This is a genomic window from Thermoactinomyces sp. CICC 10522 (assembly GCF_016055075.1).
Taxonomy (GTDB): domain Bacteria; phylum Bacillota; class Bacilli; order Thermoactinomycetales; family Thermoactinomycetaceae; genus Thermoactinomyces_A; species Thermoactinomyces_A daqus.
The window spans coordinates 42,142-58,855 of sequence record NZ_JAECVY010000008.1 but is presented as its reverse complement, the minus strand read 5'-3'; the positions used below and the strand labels follow the sequence as shown (position 1 = coordinate 58,855).

19 protein-coding genes are annotated in these 16,714 nt (G+C 48.5%); 13 read left to right on the top strand and 6 right to left on the bottom strand.

Going from position 1 to position 16,714, the window contains the following annotated elements; translation table 11 throughout:
* The first annotated feature begins 73 nt into the window (after nt 1-73).
* On the top strand, nt 74-376 hold the full coding sequence (locus tag I8U18_RS12000) for a YutD family protein (RefSeq protein ID WP_033099503.1): 303 nt from the start codon (nt 74-76) through the stop codon (nt 374-376).
* An 11-nt stretch (nt 377-387) separates the two neighbouring features.
* On the opposite strand, the gene I8U18_RS11995 is transcribed toward I8U18_RS12000, so the two are convergent.
* The 5 genes from I8U18_RS11995 to I8U18_RS11975 all read right to left on the bottom strand — a co-directional run bounded on the left by I8U18_RS11995 (nt 388) and on the right by I8U18_RS11975 (nt 2,507).
* A complete protein-coding gene (locus I8U18_RS11995) occupies nt 388-633 on the bottom strand; it encodes a hypothetical protein (RefSeq protein ID WP_033099502.1) in 246 nt (81 codons plus the stop codon).
* A gap of 53 nt (nt 634-686) precedes the next feature.
* The gene (locus tag I8U18_RS11990; protein ID WP_033099501.1) at nt 687-959 is read right to left on the bottom strand and encodes a DUF3055 domain-containing protein; all 273 of its coding nucleotides are present in this window, start codon (nt 957-959) and stop codon (nt 687-689) included.
* 156 nt (nt 960-1,115) lie between these two features.
* Nucleotides 1,116-1,736: a helix-turn-helix domain-containing protein gene (locus I8U18_RS11985; protein ID WP_033099500.1), complete on the bottom strand. Its 621-nt coding sequence runs from the start codon at nt 1,734-1,736 to the stop codon at nt 1,116-1,118.
* Between the two features lie 180 nt (nt 1,737-1,916).
* Complete coding sequence (locus I8U18_RS11980) at nt 1,917-2,252, bottom strand: spore coat protein (RefSeq protein WP_033099499.1); 336 nt, start codon at nt 2,250-2,252, stop codon at nt 1,917-1,919.
* Between the two features lie 15 nt (nt 2,253-2,267).
* Complete coding sequence (locus tag I8U18_RS11975; protein ID WP_370589393.1) at nt 2,268-2,507, bottom strand: hypothetical protein; 240 nt, start codon at nt 2,505-2,507, stop codon at nt 2,268-2,270.
* A gap of 254 nt (nt 2,508-2,761) precedes the next feature.
* Between I8U18_RS11975 and I8U18_RS18000 the strand changes: the two genes are divergently transcribed.
* From I8U18_RS18000 to I8U18_RS11950, 5 genes are all read left to right on the top strand, one after another.
* Nucleotides 2,762-3,196, top strand: coding sequence for a DUF86 domain-containing protein (locus I8U18_RS18000; protein ID WP_052153930.1), 435 nt, complete (start codon nt 2,762-2,764; stop codon nt 3,194-3,196).
* 54 nt (nt 3,197-3,250) lie between these two features.
* Nucleotides 3,251-3,889, top strand: a complete 639-nt coding sequence (locus tag I8U18_RS11965; protein ID WP_198056065.1) for a helix-turn-helix transcriptional regulator — start codon at nt 3,251-3,253, stop codon at nt 3,887-3,889.
* Between the two features lie 272 nt (nt 3,890-4,161).
* On the top strand, nt 4,162-4,893 hold the full coding sequence (locus I8U18_RS11960) for a class I SAM-dependent methyltransferase (RefSeq protein WP_033099497.1): 732 nt from the start codon (nt 4,162-4,164) through the stop codon (nt 4,891-4,893).
* A complete protein-coding gene (locus tag I8U18_RS11955; RefSeq protein ID WP_198056064.1) occupies nt 4,890-5,681 on the top strand; it encodes a TIGR01457 family HAD-type hydrolase in 792 nt (263 codons plus the stop codon). The genes I8U18_RS11960 and I8U18_RS11955 overlap by 4 nt, the downstream gene beginning before the upstream one ends.
* Nucleotides 5,678-6,652, top strand: coding sequence for an MBL fold metallo-hydrolase (locus tag I8U18_RS11950; protein WP_198056063.1), 975 nt, complete (start codon nt 5,678-5,680; stop codon nt 6,650-6,652). Before I8U18_RS11955 ends, I8U18_RS11950 begins: the two co-directional genes overlap by 4 nt.
* A gap of 208 nt (nt 6,653-6,860) precedes the next feature.
* On the opposite strand, the gene I8U18_RS11945 is transcribed toward I8U18_RS11950, so the two are convergent.
* Nucleotides 6,861-7,379 (bottom strand): phosphatidylglycerophosphatase A family protein, encoded by a 519-nt coding sequence (locus I8U18_RS11945; RefSeq protein ID WP_033099494.1) that lies wholly within the window; start codon nt 7,377-7,379, stop codon nt 6,861-6,863.
* Nucleotides 7,380-7,644: 265 nt separating this feature from the next.
* On the opposite strand from I8U18_RS11945, the gene I8U18_RS11940 reads away from it, so the two are divergent.
* The 7 genes from I8U18_RS11940 (at nt 7,645) to I8U18_RS11910 (ending at nt 16,705) form a co-directional block, all read left to right on the top strand.
* Nucleotides 7,645-8,430, top strand: coding sequence for an SDR family oxidoreductase (locus I8U18_RS11940; RefSeq protein ID WP_198056062.1), 786 nt, complete (start codon nt 7,645-7,647; stop codon nt 8,428-8,430).
* 52 nt (nt 8,431-8,482) lie between these two features.
* Complete coding sequence (locus I8U18_RS11935) at nt 8,483-9,580, top strand: phosphotransferase (RefSeq protein ID WP_198056061.1); 1,098 nt, start codon at nt 8,483-8,485, stop codon at nt 9,578-9,580.
* Nucleotides 9,581-9,805: 225 nt separating this feature from the next.
* Nucleotides 9,806-11,077, top strand: coding sequence for a dicarboxylate/amino acid:cation symporter (locus I8U18_RS11930; RefSeq protein WP_198056060.1), 1,272 nt, complete (start codon nt 9,806-9,808; stop codon nt 11,075-11,077).
* Between the two features lie 364 nt (nt 11,078-11,441).
* Nucleotides 11,442-13,328 carry an OPT family oligopeptide transporter gene (locus I8U18_RS11925; RefSeq protein WP_198056059.1) on the top strand — a complete coding sequence of 629 codons (1,887 nt, stop codon included), beginning with the start codon at nt 11,442-11,444 and terminating at the stop codon, nt 13,326-13,328.
* Nucleotides 13,329-13,334: 6 nt separating this feature from the next.
* Nucleotides 13,335-13,691, top strand: a complete 357-nt coding sequence (locus I8U18_RS11920) for a PqqD family protein (protein ID WP_198059472.1) — start codon at nt 13,335-13,337, stop codon at nt 13,689-13,691.
* A 272-nt stretch (nt 13,692-13,963) separates the two neighbouring features.
* Entirely contained in the window at nt 13,964-15,577 is a 1,614-nt protein-coding gene (locus I8U18_RS11915) for a peptide ABC transporter substrate-binding protein (RefSeq protein ID WP_198056058.1), read from the top strand.
* A gap of 69 nt (nt 15,578-15,646) precedes the next feature.
* Nucleotides 15,647-16,705, top strand: a complete 1,059-nt coding sequence (locus I8U18_RS11910; RefSeq protein ID WP_232336376.1) for a M42 family metallopeptidase — start codon at nt 15,647-15,649, stop codon at nt 16,703-16,705.
* The last annotated feature ends 9 nt before the right edge of the window (nt 16,706-16,714 follow it).

Sequence of the window (16,714 nt, the reverse complement as noted above, 5' to 3'; positions counted from 1 at the left end):
AAGGATGAAGATGTTAACGGGAGGATATGGTAACATATAAATGTAAAATTGGAATAGAAAAGGTAGGACGTTTATGGAGCGAATTCATATAAATGGGTTGGAGTATGAACTCCTTTCCAACCATCGCAACGGTTGGAATATGGAAGCTTTTCGCAAACGGTTCAGTGAGATCCTGGAAAAATATGATTATGTCGTCGGCGATTGGGGATATGGTCAGCTGCGACTGAAAGGTTTCTTTGCCGATGATCACACCCGGGCCACAACAGAAACCAAGATCAGTTATTTACAAGAATATCTAAATGAATTTTGCAACTTCGGATGTGCCTATTTTGTGCTCAGAAAGGTGAAAAGTGCAAAGCCAGCCCGGAAGGAATAGGGCTGGCTTTTTTACGGGTTCGGTTGATCGTGTGTTGGATGGCTTCCCGGAAATTGGCGTTCAATCCCTTCATGAAATTCGCGCATTTCGTAGGTGAATTGCGGTCCGGCATGTTGACCGGGGCGCCATGGTGTGGATTTCCCCAAGCGATATGAGGTTGCCGCTCCGTAAGGGCCGTCGGGGAATTCTTCGGGCACAAGTTCGCTGCGATGCGACTCGACGGTGCCAAGTTCTTTGCTTTTATTTTGCCGGCTCATGCCTCATCTCCTCCTTCCTTTCTAACGTGCGGAAGAAAGAGGAGAAATATTCGTCAGACAACCGTATGTAAAAATTGCTTTAATTCCTCTGCTTCTGCTTCCGAAATCTGATAGACGTGTTCCAAATAACCGGGTTCTTCCAGATCATCCGGCCCGATGATGGCAAAACGGTTGGATTGCAGGTCGAGAACCAAAACTTTTCCGTAAAAGCGTTCGGTTGTCACAATGGCGAGGTCAAAACGGTTGGATTCACCGACAAAGCTGATAAAGCGGGTATGGGTTTTTTCCGATTCATCGTATAAAAACATCAGATCTTGGTTTGACATGCGAATGGCTCCTTTTTGCTCAACTTCCTTCCATTATACAATAACGATCATAACTTGTCGGTACAATCCGGACGGAAGCATTGGCAAAACCGGAAAGTGCCCCGCCACCTGCAGATCCGATGATTACGTTCACGGGGGCAATCCCGTTTTTGCGGGCTATAAAAGGCCGAAAAAGCGCGTTTTTTTCTGGCGACGCGGAAGTAACCCCTGTTCGCTGGTAGCAGCGGTCAGTCGCTGGGTAAAGGTCACATTGCGCAATTCCATTCGGAGTTGATCCTGTTTTTTGCGGACTTCGTCGAACATCTGCTGCACCTCATTGGCGGAAACGGAATCGATGCTTACGGCGACCAGTTTATGCTCCATTTCCTCCAGGGTGGTGAACAGCCCGAAGATGTGATTTTCCAGCCGGTCCATCCGGTCAAACAGCTCTTCAACCATTTCCCCGACGCTGTCGAGTGTTTCCGTGATCTGCTGCAGGGTTTCGTCCGGCAATTCCGTGTCTGTCAATTCAGACTGATCGGGTCTCAGATGAATTTTTCCCTCTTTGATCAAGTCCATGCGCACTTGCTTCATCGATTTTTGCGGTTCCGAAAGACGGTTCTGGATGTCGGACAGCCGTTTCAGGCCCTCCTCAGTCAAGAGATAATGCCCTCTTTCATTCCAATCCGGTTGAATATAATCTTCAAACATATCAATCCACTTGCGAACCGTTCGAGCCGTCACTTGTAAACGTTCGGCGGCTTCTCTCGTCGAAATGCCCGCTTCCTGATTATTCATTGCCAGACAGCCCTCCTTGCAAGAATATTATTACTTTTACGATTTCGAGGGATGTAAATAAATTCCTTCTCGCTGACAAAGGAAGTCAGGAGCTGACAAAACCTGCTGTCCGGCAACAATTGTGACCACCCGCTCCACAGAAAGACCCCTCCGCATTTGTTCCTTGGAGGGGGTACGCTTTTACTGATAGGGAAATTGTGTGCGATAGTTCGCGAATTGCTGCGCTTTTTGCGCGATCTTGCCGGCAGGCGCCGCCTCCAGTTTGTACCATCCTTTTTGATGCATCAAGTCGAATAGTTGATGCTGCGCCTGGTGAATCTCGTTTAACAGTTGCATTTGCGTCTGAAACAGTTGCGGATTGCTCGCTTCATTGACAGCGGCATTGTAACCGTATGAGATATATTTTTCCGTGGACAAGATATCGTTGATAAAGTCACGGTCGTTCATTTGCGGCCCTTTTACCTTTGGCAAACCGGTTGATTTTTGCGATGTATCGGCATTCGATTGAAACTGCATCGTCTTCCCTCCTCATCAATTCATCTGTCGGTTGGCGGCGTTCGGTTGGCTTGTTGAAGCGGCGCCGGTGGAAGATTGTATTTGCGATAACAGCATTTCATAATGGCGCTGATGCATTTGTCCGATTTGATTGATGAGTGATTGCACGGATGCATCTTGGCACAGGCCGGCATAATGGTTGCATTTTTTCATTGCCAGCAATTCCCAGGACATTTCATCGGTCAGATAATGAAGATCTTTGTCGGAAAGCTGCACCTTACTGTCCCTCCTTTTCAGATCAACAACAGCTGCTCCTTTTAGCATCTATTCTTTGCGATTGCAGGAGGGTTTATTCTGAACAGTCTTGGGCTGATGTTTCCTTTCATTCCGGACAGGCGTTATAATTTATCACGTGAAAGCATTAATGAATTTCAACAATTTGGCATCTGATTGTGTGACACTTCTCCTGCCTTATTTTCGTTGTTGTAAATGGAAAGGTCAGGTTTTACGGAAGATTGGGGGAACGCGGTGTGATTTATGATGTAAACGTAAACAGGATTAAGGAGCAATTATCCCATCTTGAGCTATGTGCAGACCTGCTGGAGCGTCTGGCTGTCGGAAAAAGGGAGCTGGAAGAGCGATTTGCCGCGGAACGGGCGCTCCATTTGGCATCTGAATGCATGATTGATGTGGGGAGTGTGATGATCGACGGATTCATCATGCGAGACCCCGGAGGATATTTCGATATTGTCGACATTTTGGAAGACGAGCGGGTGATCGATCGCGAAACCGGAAGCAAGCTCAGGAATCTGCTGTCCCTGAGGGAGCGTTTGGTTCGCCGTTACACCGAGACGGCATGGACGGATCTGATCCCGTATGTGCAGGATTCCGGCTGGTTCGCGGATTTTGCCAAACAAGTGAAAACTTATCTACAAAAGGAACTCGGTGAACAAAGTATACGATAAAAAAGGGTATAGAAGTAAAAAGGGGCTTTTTGTGGCCGAGGGAAGGTGAAGGGCATGAATGGAGCGAGTTCTACCCGCAGACAGATTATGATGATGTTAAAAACCGAGGGAGCTCTTACCGTCGGGGAAATCGCCGAGCGGTTGGGTGTTACGGAAATGGCCGTTCGCCGGCATATCAATACGCTGGAACGGGACGGTTTGATCGCGGCCAAATTGCTCCGTCAGGCGATGGGACGTCCGACGAATCAATATTATTTGACGGAAAAATCGGAGGACTGTTTTCCTAAAAGCTATTCCAATTTCACCCTGGATTTGTTGCAGGATCTCGAGGAAAATCACGGGTTGGAAATGATAGAACAAGTATTTCGCAGCCGGGAAAAACGGCTGACGGAAGAGTACCAGGCCGATTTCTCCGGCAAAAGCCTGGATGAAAAAGTGGAACTTTTGGCGAAGATCCAGGATTCCAAAGGCTATATGGTTGAAGTGAACAAACAAGAGGACGGAAGTTATCGGCTGGTGGAATACAATTGTCCCATTGCCCAAGTGGCCAACCGGTATAACCATGCCTGCAAGTGTGAGATCAATTGGTTTAAAAAGCTGCTCAATGCCGATGTCGAACGGATGGAGTGCAAGGCAAAAGGGGGACAAAACTGCATATACACCATCCGGGCACGGCAAATGGCCAAAATATGATTTTTTACGCAGCATCAGGCGGGCGGCACGTTCCTTGTGCCGTCAGCTTGATTGCGAATTGAGAAGACCATGGGGGTTGGCGCTTTTCTTTGCTCCCGGCTCCTTCGTCGAAAGGCCGCTGCTAAGCACCAATCTCCTTCTCCTTAATTGTCAACAGGCTTGCGGCACATTTCTTGTGCCGTTTTCATTTGTGGTACAATCAAATGGAAGCAACCGCGACTGTGAATTGAAATGAAGCGGGGAATGAGGTTTTTATTGCGGGAGGGAAAGAGATGCCGTCTTGGTACGAAGAAAGTTTTGGCGAAGATTATTTGATCGTATACAAACATCGCACTCGCGAAGATGCAATATGTGAAGTCGGAAAAATAAGCCGGTGGCTTCATCTGCGCGAGAATGACCTCATTCTGGACTTGTGTTGCGGAACCGGCAGACATACACTCAGCCTGGCCAAGCGTGGATACCATGTGGTGGGGCTGGATTTGTCAAAAGTTTTGCTGACTCATGCCGTGAAAGATGCCGGTGAGTTGGCGGTTCCCTTCATTCACGGGGATATGCGATATCTCCCCTTTGTCGACGAAATGTTTGACGTGGTCCTGAATTTGTTTACCTCTTTTGGCTATTTTTCCGATGATGAGGATAATCAGCAAGTGCTTCGGGAGATTGCTCGCGTATTGAAGCCGGGAGGGCGTTATCTCCTCGATTTTCTCAATAAATCATATGTGGTGCAAAATCTTGTTCCCAAATCGGAACGGGAAGAAGACGGTGTCCGCATCCGGGAGGAACGCTGGATTGACGGGGATTTTGTGTGCAAAGCGATCACGATCACGGATGAAAGTGGAACACGCCGGTATCAGGAACGAGTCAAAATGTACGATTCCGGGCAATTGGAGCAGATGCTGGAGAAAGCGGGTCTCAATGTGGAAAAAAGATATGGCAGTTTTGCCGGCGAGCCGATCCAGTCTTCCAGCAAGCGAATCATTTTAATAGGTTGTGTGAACAAATGAAGGAATATAAAGGATACTTTATTGATTTGGATGGCACGTTGTACCGGGGTACTGAATTGATCCCGGAAGCGCTCGAGTTTGTCCGCGAGCTGGACCAAAAGGGAATCCCTCATCTTTATCTGACCAACAATTCGTCCCGCACACCGGAGCAAGTTGCGGATAAGCTGCGGCAATTTGGATTTCCGGCCCGGCCCGGGCAAGTTTATACAACTGCTCTGGCGACTGCTCAATATGTGCAGGAAAACTTTCCTGATGCGCGCGTCTATGTGATCGGGGAAGAAGGACTGTTGCAGGCGCTGAAAGAGAAAGGATGCCGCATTACGGAGGAGCATCCCAATGCTGTTGTGGTCGGAATCGATCGCGGGTTTACATATAAAAAGATGAAAAAAGCTTGTTTGGCGATTCGGGCGGGGGCGACGCTGATCGGTACCAATGCGGACCGGGCCTTGCCGACAGAGGAGGGGCTTTTGCCCGGAAGCGGTTCACTGGTGGCCGGCATTTCTGCCGCAACCGGAGTGAAGCCGTTATTCATCGGGAAACCGGAGCCGATCATTCTCCGCTATGCCTTGAAAAAATTGGGGGTTGCTCCGGAAGAAGTGCTGATTGTCGGTGATAACCTGGATACGGACATCCGTGCCGGGATCGAAGGCGGAATGGACACGCTGCTGGTCTTTACGGGAATTACAACGCCCGAGATGGCGGAAAAGGCTGAGATTAAAGCAACCTACACTGCCCGAAACCTGAGGGAATGGATGAACCGGGCAAACGAAGAGAGGCGAGCGCATTGAACGATATCCGGGAAGATATTATCGAAGTTCCGTTGCCATTGCCTTTTGCATTGAAAGTGGTCAACTGTTATCTGATCAAAGGAAAAAACGGATTCACAATCATTGATACCGGCCTTCATACCGATCAGGATTTGCAGGTCTGGGAAGAAGCGCAAGCAAAGCATGGCTGGTCGTGGAACGATGTTGAAAAAATTGTGCTGACCCATTATCACCCGGATCACTACGGACTGGCGGGAACATTGCAGCAGCTGACCAATGCCCCTGTTTATCTCTCGCGAACAGACTGGGAGCAGGCTCAGTTCTTTTTCGGGCGGAAAAGCGATATGCCGGAACGGATGGCCGCTTTTTTTGCCGAACATGGCTTGACGGAAGACTGGGTGAAAAAAATCCCCGGCCACTTGCGCAGTTTTCACAGTTGGGTTGAGCCGCATCCAGAGCCGACATGGATTGCTCCGGGGGAAACGATTCGGATGGGGGATCGCGATTATCAGGTGATTCATACCCCGGGCCATGCGGACGGTCATCTCAGTTTTTATGATCCCGAACGCCAAATCATGATCGGCGGTGATTTCCTGTTGCCGAAAATTACCCCGAACATCAGTTTATGGCCGGGGGCTGATCCCAATCCCCTCGCCACTTATCTGTCCACCCTGGATAAGATGAAAAAAGTGCCGGTAAAGCGAATATTTCCGGCTCATGGCAACGCCTTTACTCATTACCGGGAGCGGATTGCCCAATTGGAAGAACACCATGAGGCGCGTCTGCAATTGATTGCGAAATACGTCCGGGACCTGGGAGAGCCGACGGCATATGATGTGTGCAAGTGCCTGTTTGGAGACCGCCTGTCCATTCACAACCTGCGGTTTGCCCTTTCCGAAACGTTGGCCCATCTGGAGTATTTGCGGGTAAAAGGGAAGATGGATCTGTTTGAAAAAGAGGGAACTAAGCGATATCGCTGCAAAGTGGATTAAGATGAAATCCTGAGTGACTCGGAGGGACGCTGGGGAACCATTGAGCGACCATCTCGGGACACAGGGAGGTCTAGGGGGGGCATACCGGCCCGTCTGGAAATGCGCTTTGACGGAAACAAACGTTGACAGAAAAGGCGGTTTCTCCATGGATGAGTGTGATCCGGAAGGAAACCGCCCCATCTGGTGGAACTTGTTGTGGATGTGCCGGTCAATCCGGCGGAGCTTGTTTGCGGTTATGGGCGAGCCGGGAGGAGGCGGAGGCCGCGATCGCTCCGACGATATCATCCAGGAAGGTATGGATTTCCCCGTCGTGCTTGTCATTTAAACGTTTCAATACACCCGGTTTGACGCGGTCGATATAGCCGTAGTTGGTCAGACCGATACTTCCGTAAACATTGAGAATGGCCATTGACAACACTTCATCAATTCCGTATAAACCCTCATCGCGAACCAGCATATCCAACAGCGGTTCTTCGAGCTGCCGGCGCTCCGCCAGCATATCGAGTTGTATTCCCGTCAGCACCGCGTTTTGCACTTCTCTTTTTTTCAGCACTTGCTTTACATTTTCCAGGCATTCCTCGAGGGTTAAGCTTGGCAGATAATCTTTCTGCAAGAAAAACGTGAGTTCAGCGATTTCTTTCAGTTCGACCCCGCGTTTGGCGATCCACTGCAAGGTCGTTTGATACAGTTCCTCTTCCGATACACAATTCTGGGTTGACCCGGTCATACGGCGATACTCCTTTAAATCAGGTGAAATTCTTGAATAACTGCAACTGGGAATGATCCTTATGATGGACCCCGAATACCCCAACAATCCAGGGATGAAAGACTGGGAAAGTCAGGAGCGGGCATTGCGCTCCAAACTCGCAACGGAAGGCGGCAAGAGCCCGGCATACCAAAAAGCCCCCAACATTTTCTGCTGACATGCAAGGCAGCCTGTTTTTCTATTTTCTCCTGACATGGTGAGTTTATGAAAAAGAGAGGTGATGGAGATGGAGAGAAAAGTGGCACTGGTTACCGGCGGTTCAACGGGGCTGGGCAAAATGGCTGCGGCCCAGTTGGGAAAAGCCGGATATCGATTGGCGGTAAATTCGCGGACGGATCGCGGGCATGCGGACGGTCTCTCCCCAATCCTGGGGCCGGAAGAAGGAGAAGTGCTCCGTGTTTACGGCAATGTCAGCCGGAGAGAAGAAGCTGAACAGGTTGTCGCTGAAACCCTGGCACACTACGGCCGGCTCGATGTCCTCGTTCATGCGGTTGGCCCTTTTATTCGCGAGCGCAAATGGTTTGTGGAGCATTCGGCGGCGGAAATTGAGGAGATGATTGCAGGCAACCTCCTGAGCGCCATGTGGATCACACGTGCGGTTCTTCCCGGGATGCGCAAACGAAAATGGGGCCGAATCATTTTTTTCGGGTTTGGCAGAGCGATGGAGGCACCGGCATGGCCGGATCGTTCCGTATACGCCGCAGCGAAAACCGGACTGGTTTCCTTTACGAAAACATTGGCTGTTGAAGAAGCACCGTTCGGCATTACCGTCAATATGGTTTGTCCCGGGGATATCGTCGGGAATAACAAGGAAATGCTGATAGATCAGGTGCGGATGCTAAACGATGAAGAAACGCCGCGGGGACGACCGGGCAGTGGCGAGGATGTGGCACGGGTCATCCGTTTTCTTGTCGAAGAAAAGTCTGATTTTGTGACCGGAAACTTGATTAATGTGACAGGAGGCCTCGATGTCATTCACCCTGTTTCCAAGAGGAAACACCCTGATTTCTAGGCACCTCACCCTCACGTCGCGAATAGAATAACACGACGAGGGGTGAGGGATTATGTCATCTGATTTTCAGCCCGGATATTTGTCCGAACTTACCGGAGAAGAGCAATTGGAAATGCTCCTCCACTACCATTACGGTTTTCACGTGAAAGAGGCCAAGCCGATTCGCGGCATTGTTCGTTTGCGAACCGATCAGGGCACTTATGTGCTGAAAAGGGTGAAACCGGGAGAGAAAGATCGTTGGCACTTGATCAAGCAAGTGGCGGAACACGTCAACGGGAAGCAAGAGAAGCGCGTAACTCTTCCGGAACCGCTTGATACAGGAGCGAAGAAACTCTATTTTGACGGGTTTCGCTATGCCTATGTGCTCTTGCCCTGGATGGAGGGGGAAACGGTATCGCTCTCCGGCCTGAATGAGTGGGCCCGTCTCTCAGAGTCACTTTCCCTCCTGCATCAGGCGACAGCAGATTTTCAACCTTCAAAGGAGCATGCGGAATATTCCCGGCTGTCCGCCAAAGAATCACATCTGAAAAAGGCTTTGCAACAGATTGAAATTTTTCATTTGGCTGCTAAATTAACTTCCTATCCAAGTGATTTGGACCGGACATGGTTGGACATTTCCGGCTATACCATCGGCATGATGGAAAATATGATCAAATATTATCAAAAAATCAACGGCGACGAGGCATGCCGGGAAACGGTCAAATTCGGCAAGATCTGCCATTCCCGGCTGCATCGGCATAATTTGTTGCAAGCTGGCGAACAATCCGTTTTTCTCGATTGGAATGAGATGACCCTCGACGTGAGAACGGCCGATCTGGCCGATTGGTTGATGTATGCCTATGGATGCACGGGCAGCCCCGGGGTTTTGCAGGCGATTCTTGCAGGTTATCAGCAGGTGGCTCCGCTGGATGAATCCGAGTATTCACTCATTTATGCCCAGTTTTTGTTTCCCGGAAAATTGACACGACTTCTGCAAAATGTCTATTTGAATCAAACATTGTCGGAAACAGCCGCTGTTTCCCGCGTCCGTACGGCGATTGATATCGAGGAGAAAAAAGAAGGGCTGCTAAAAATGTACGCCAATGTTGTCAAAGATCATTTCGGAGTGACTATTCCGCAGTTGGACTGGTTGGAAACGAAGAAATCATAACGGATGTACAAAATTATGAAAGGCAGCAAACGACGGATTCGCCGTAAATATTGAGAATCGACAGATCCGGTCCCTTGGGGCCTTTTTTATTTGATTTTGATAATCTATTGCACAATATGAAATCGTTTACAATTTAATAAATTTAATTTATCATTATAACAAGATGAAGCTGATGAACCAAACTTGTATAATCGCTGAAACAAATGCAGGAAGGAGCGAATCAAATTGCGCCGAATCCTGAATAATCTGACCTTCCAAGTGGTTGTGGCCATTATCGTGGCAGTGGCGCTCGGGGTTTTGTGGCCTGACGGGGCAAAGCAGATGAAACCGCTTGGGGACATGTTTATCAATCTTGTAAAAATGGTGGTGGCCCCGATCATTTTCCTGACCATTGTCTTGGGGATCGCCAAGATGGGGGATATGAAAAAAATCGGTCGTGTCGGAGGAAAGGCGATTTTATATTTTGAGCTCGTCACCACCTTTGCCTTGATAATCGGGGTGCTGGTCGCTCATCTGCTTCACCCGGGGGCGGGAATCGATGCGAGCAAGCTGGACAAAGGGGATATTTCGCAATATACGAAAAGCGGGGAAGAAATGGATTGGGTCGGGTTTTTTGTCAATATCGTTCCTTCCAGCATGATCGGCGCTTTTGCCGAAGGGGATACCCTGCAAGTGGTCTTTTTCGCCGTGATTTTCGGTTTTGCCTTGGCCGGTTTGGGGGATTACGGAAAAAACATCATTGATCTGTTTGAACGGTTTTCCAAGGTTTTTTTCAAAATTGTCTCCTATGTTATGAAGGTGGCTCCGCTCGGCGCTTTTGGCGGAATGGCCTATACAATCGGGAAATTTGGGATTAAATCGCTGTTGCCGCTGGGAAAATTGATGCTTTCCGTCTATTTGACGATGATCCTGTTTGTTTTTGTCGTTCTGGCGCTGATTTGTCGTATGTATCAATTCCGGATCTGGCATTATCTTCGATTTATCAAGGAAGAATTGTTAATCGTCCTTGGAACTTCTTCCTCGGAGGCGGTCCTGCCGCGCATGCTGGACAAAATGGAGAAGTTCGGATGTTCCAAATCTGTTGTCGGTCTGGTGATCCCGACAGGATATTCATTTAATCTGGATGGCACCTCCATTTATCTCTCGATGGCTGTTATCTTTTTATCACAGGTTTTTCACGTTCACCTTTCCATCTGGCAACAAATCACCATTATTGCAATTTTGATGTTGACTTCCAAGGGGGCTGCGGCCGTCACGGGTGGGGGATTTATTGTCCTCGCTTCCACATTGGGTTCGATGAATTTGATTCCGGTCGAGGGATTGGCGCTGCTGATCGGGGTGGATCGCTTTATGTCGGAAGCTCGGGCGATTATCAACTTGATCGGAAATGGGGTGGCAACCATGGTTGTCGCCAAGAGCGAGAACGAATTTGATGAAGAAAAATATAAGGAAGCGGTTCTCGCTATGAACAAGAAAGAATCGAAAATATCGGCTTGACCGATGGCATGGAAAAGCCACGGATCCCTTGTGACAGGGGAAACGGGGCTTGTTTTTTTTGCGAAAGTTTGTTGCAGGCCGGGGTGTGGTGTCCTTGGAATTCTGCTTAGTTTCATCTTATGATTGTGTCAGACAAGGCAGAATCTAGGTGCTGTTTTGCCTGTATCATTCATGGCCGGGATGTTTGTCATGCCAGTTATTGAGGAAAGATTTTTATACAGTTTTGTCAGAGTTGAACGTGAAATGATAAAAATTTGAGATAATTAGATGAAAATAGTTAATGTTTCATGTTATTATGATGAAGGATTGTATAATAATTGAATAATTGTCAAATAATTTTAACTCGGAGGAGGGAAAGTCAAATATGAGTAAGGACAAGCAAAAATTTGTTCCTTATGTGCCTGCGACGAAGTCACTTCCGGAGTTGACGGGATTTGCCATCGTCCTGGGAATTATCTTGGCCATTGTCTTTGGGGCGGCCAATGCGTATCTCGGGTTGAAAATCGGTTTGACGGTGAGTGCGTCGATTCCGGCGGCCGTAATCTCACTGGCTATTTTACGGGGAATTTTCAGAAGGAAATCGATTTTGGAAAACAACATTGTGCAAACGATGACCACTGCGGGTGAAGCGGTGGCCGCCGGGGCAATTTTTACGTTGCCGGCGCTGTACCTGTGGCATTTAAATCCGAGCAACTGGTTGATTGCGTTTATCGTGTTGACCGGTGGTTTCCTCGGCGTGTTCATGATGGTCCCCTTGCGTCGCCTGCTGATTGTGAATGAGCATGAAGTCCTTCCTTATCCGGAAGGGACTGCTTGTGCAGAAGTACTTAAATCCGGAGAAACCGGCGGCAGCCATGCCCGCAAGATTTTTTCCGGTTTTCTGGTGGGAGGGATATTCAAGGCGTTGGGAGATGGATTCCATTTATTTAAAACTTCCATCTCCGCGATGATCCCGGGGTATAAAAATGCGGCGATCGGGATGGATGCAATGCCCTCTCTGCTCGGGGTCGGCTATATTATCGGACCGCGCATCTCCGGGCAGATGATCGCCGGCGGATTACTGGCTTCCATCGTGTTTGTTCCGTTGATTTCCTTTTTTGCCAGCGGAAATCCCAGTGTCTTTTATCCTGCCGGCCAGCCGGTCGGAACATTGGATGCAGGCGCGATTGCCGATTATTACATCCGTTACATCGGGGCTGGCGCCGTGGCCATGGGAGGATTGATTACCTTAATCCGCACGCTTCCCATGCTGTTCAGCTCGATCCGTGACACAATTGCCGGTTTGGCCCGACAAAAAGAGAAGGGGTTTAAAATTACGCGGACTGATTTTGATATTCCTATTCCCTATCTGCTGATCGGGGCTGTTCTGTTGATCTTGTTGATCGCCTTTACCCCGGTGGTTCATGTCGGGATCATCGGTGCAATTGCAATTGCCGTTTTTGGCTTTTTGTTTGTGGCTGTGGCTTCGCGCATTGTGGGGATTGTGGGCAGCTCCTCCATGCCTGTTTCCGGGATGACCATTGCCACCCTCCTGATCACAACCCTGATCTTCAAAGCGCTGGGCATGCACGGGATGACGGGGATGGTTGCTTCCCTGACAGTCGCGGCCATTGTCTGTGTATCGCTTGCAGTTGCCGGCGATATTTCCCAAGACCTGAAAACAGGATACCTCGTTGGTGCGACTCCGTGGAAACAACAAGTGGCGATGATGATCGGGGTTGCAGCAAGTGGCCTACTGATCGGCTGGGTATTATATCTGTTTAACCAGGCTTATGGTATCGGCGGCGATGTGCTTTCCGCTCCCAAAGCAGTTTTGATGAAAATCATTGTTGAAGGATTGATGCAGGGGCATTTGCCTTGGCAGCTGATTATCATGGGTGCGGCTCTCGCCATTTCCATCGAGTTTCTCGGGTTGAACTCTTTGACCGTAGCTGTGGGTTTCTATCTGCCTGTCTCAACGAGTGTGCCGATCATGATCGGCGGCCTGATCCGCTGGGTGACGGATCGCTTTGCCAAAACAGAGGAGGAGAGAAAAGAGCGGGAAGAAACGGGTACTTTGTTTGCCTCCGGTTTGATTGCCGGTGAAGCATTGATCAGTGTCGTAATTGCACTGTTAATCGTGCCGGGACTGATCAATCCGGATGCACCGGCCAAATTTGCCAGCAACTGGCTGCCGCTCATCCTTTTCCTTGGTTTAACAGCGGTGTTGTGGGCAGTGACTGTGAGAAAATCCAAGTCGAATAAGGCGTAGATGGGTATGTTCAAACGTAAAAACAAGGAAAACTTGCTCCAGTTTACTCCTTTTTTAAAACCGGCTTACCGTCTCGAACCAATCCCAGGCGAAGAAGGTCTGATGCAGGTTGTCATTCCGCGGACAAATCCGATTGAACGTTTTTCCGTTCGCTTTTTGAAGCAACCGGCTTTCATCTGCGTGCGTCTGGATGAACTGGGGAGCTTCGTTCTCTCTTTGTGTGATGGGCAAACGACAGTAAGCGAGATGGAAGAGAAAGTGGGGGAGAAGTTTGGAGAAAAGGCAGAGCCGGTTTTACCCAGGCTGGTGAAGTTTTTGGAGATCTTGGAAGCAAACGGTTTGATCGGCTGGAAAAAAGAATGATCATGATCGCTTTGAGGCTGTTGACTCTTCTCCGTCAACAGCCTCTTTGGTAATTTTGCTCTTTCATTTCACCTCAAATATTCTTGATTTATATTATACATAATATTTGACATATAAAAAATATTAACTTATTATTAAATTATTGGAGTCATATTTTGGTGTTTTATCATAAAAGGATTTAAAATTGAAAAAACTTTATTTTCATTCTTAATACAGCCTTGTCTTTGTAAGGCATGACATCATCAGGGTAACCCGGAGAGGTGGAAATTAGTTTGAGAATTTTTATTATTCTGATCGCGATCGCGCTGGTCTTGGGTGGTTGCGACTTCAATGACGAAGCGGGTAAGCCAAACCAAGTGCTCCATGTTGTCAATCATGTGACAAGCGAGCCTGCGAGTTTGGATCCGTTATTGGTGAATGACATTGGATCCGGGGAAGTACTGTATCATGTGATGGAAGGGTTGGTTCGCCTGGACAGGGAAGGAAATCCCCGGCCTGGTATGGCGAAAAGCTGGAAAGCCAGCGCTGACATGAAGAAATTCACATTTGAACTCAGAGCGGCAGAGTGGTCGAATGGTGATCGTGTCACAGCTCATGATTTTGAATACCAGTGGAAGAGAATGTTGAGCCCCGAAAATAAGGGGAAATCCATGTTTTCTTATAAGCTGTATTGCATAAAAAACGGTGAAAAGTTTCAACAAGGTGAAGCTGAAGCTGACGATGTGGGGGTGAAAGCGCTGGATGATGACACATTGGAAGTCACGCTTGAACAACCTGCGCCATACTTTCCCAGTCTTGTTGGAAATTATGCATTCTATCCGGTCGACAAAAAGGTGGTGGAAAACAATCCGGATTGGAGTCGTGAAGCAACCAGCTATGTAGGAAACGGCCCTTTTAAATTAAAAGAGTGGAATCATGACGAAAAAATTGTACTGGAGAAAAATGAGCGATTTTGGAATGCAAAAGAAGTGAAATTGGAAGAGATCGAATTCCCGTTCATTTCCTCGCCGACAACGGCATACCAGATGTTTTTGAGCAAAAAATTGAATTATCTTGGCTCAGGTGCCATACCAACTGATTTGCTCCCCGCATTGACGAAAGAGGGGAAAGTGCAAAACCACCCGATTTTGGGGACCTACGTGTACAAAATGAATGTGGAGCAACCTCCATTTGACAACCAAAAAATCAGGTTGGCCTTTTCCATGGCCATTGACCGTGAACAGCTGTCGGAGAATCTCTTGCAAAGTGGACAACAGGCCGCTGTGAGCTGGGTGCCATGGAAGATGCCGGATCCCGTAGAGAAAAAAGAGTTTTATCAGGTAACGAAACCGGTTTTAACTCCCCGGGCTCAGGCAGAAAAAGCGAAAAAATTATTGGAAGAAGGAATGAGAGAAGAGGGGATCCGTCAATTGCCCGAAATTACTTTGGACTACAGCAATTCCGAAACAAACAAAAAGATTGCCGAAGCGGTTCAGCAGATGTGGAAAAAGACTCTTCAAACAGAGGTGAAGTTAAGGGGTTCGGAATCAAAAGTGTATTTGGCCAAATTGGCTTCCAAAAACTATCAAATAGCGTCAATGGGCTGGGTATCGGATTTTAATGATCCCGTTGTGTTTATCGATTGCTTTGTGACGGATGCAGGTGCAAATGAAACCAATTGGTCCAATAAGGAATATGACCGGTTGGTGGATACCGTCAAGAGCAGTCCGGATCAGCGCATACGCATGCGAGCGATGCACAAGGCGGAGGAAATCCTTATGAATGAAGCGCCAATCATGCCTATTTTTTATTTGACGGAGAGTTCGATGGCAGATAAATCGGTGAAGAATGTTGTCGTGACCATAGGGGGGACGACGGATTACACATACGCCTATATAAAGGAATAAGATTCAAACGATCGGTTTGAAACTTTCCGGCAAGAGGACGCTGAATGAATGAGAGAGTGGGGGATTGGAATGGCGATAAATGCTTGGCTTCCCACGTTAAAACAACTGTCGGAGTTGCCGGGACCGGCGGGGCGTGAAGGCCCTGTCCGCGATTGGTTGCGACAGAGATGGAAAAGGCATGTGGAAGAGTGGGAGGAAGATTCGTTGGGGAATATTTTGTGCAAAGTGGGTGGTCAGGGTCCGAGAGTCTTGATTGCGGCCCATATGGATGAAATCGGGTTCATTGTCCGCTATATTACCGATTCAGGTTTCATTCTGGTTGAATCGGCTCAGGAACCGCGTGATGTTCCGCTGGACAAGCTTTATATGATTGGATGTCGGGCTCAAGTGATCGGGCGCGGCGGGGTGGTTGCGGAAGGGATTTTTGCTGCGCCGGCCGGACATGTTCTGTCACAGTCGTTTGTGAACCGCACTCTCACCTACAAAGATTTTTTTGTTGATATCGGAGCCAATTCCAGGAAAGAAGCGGAGGAAAAAGGTGTCCATATCGGGGCGCGTGTGGTATGGTATCGCCCTTTGCTGCAAATGGGGACAAGAGTGATCGGGAAAGCGATGGATGATCGGGCCTTGCTTGGAGTTATGGATCTTTTGTTGAAGCAGCTGATACAACGCAAAGAATCGCTGGCGTATGAAGTTTGGTTCGGCGCAACCGTTCAGGAAGAAAACAAGGCGCACGGGGCCTATGCGATCGGTCGCAAGCGGGAGTTCGACTTGGCCATTCCTTTGGACGTGGGATTGGTGGGGGATATCCCCAATATCAGTGAAGATGATTATCCCGCCCGTTTGGGAGGCGGTCCCATCCTGGTTCACAGGGATTCAGTTGTCCATTATGATGAAGGGCTTCTGTGGAAAATGGCGGATGTTGCCGAGCAACATCATATTCCCTATCAACATGGTTTGTTCAGCAACTATGGTTCCGACGGCATAGCTTTCGTTGACAGCGGAATTCGCTCCATTCTGGTCACGATTCCCACGCGGTATACACATACGCCGTTTGAAATGATCGAATTGAGCGACATTGGGCATACCGTGGAATTGTTGAGTTGTTTTTTGCAACAAAAACGCTGAAAAATCGCC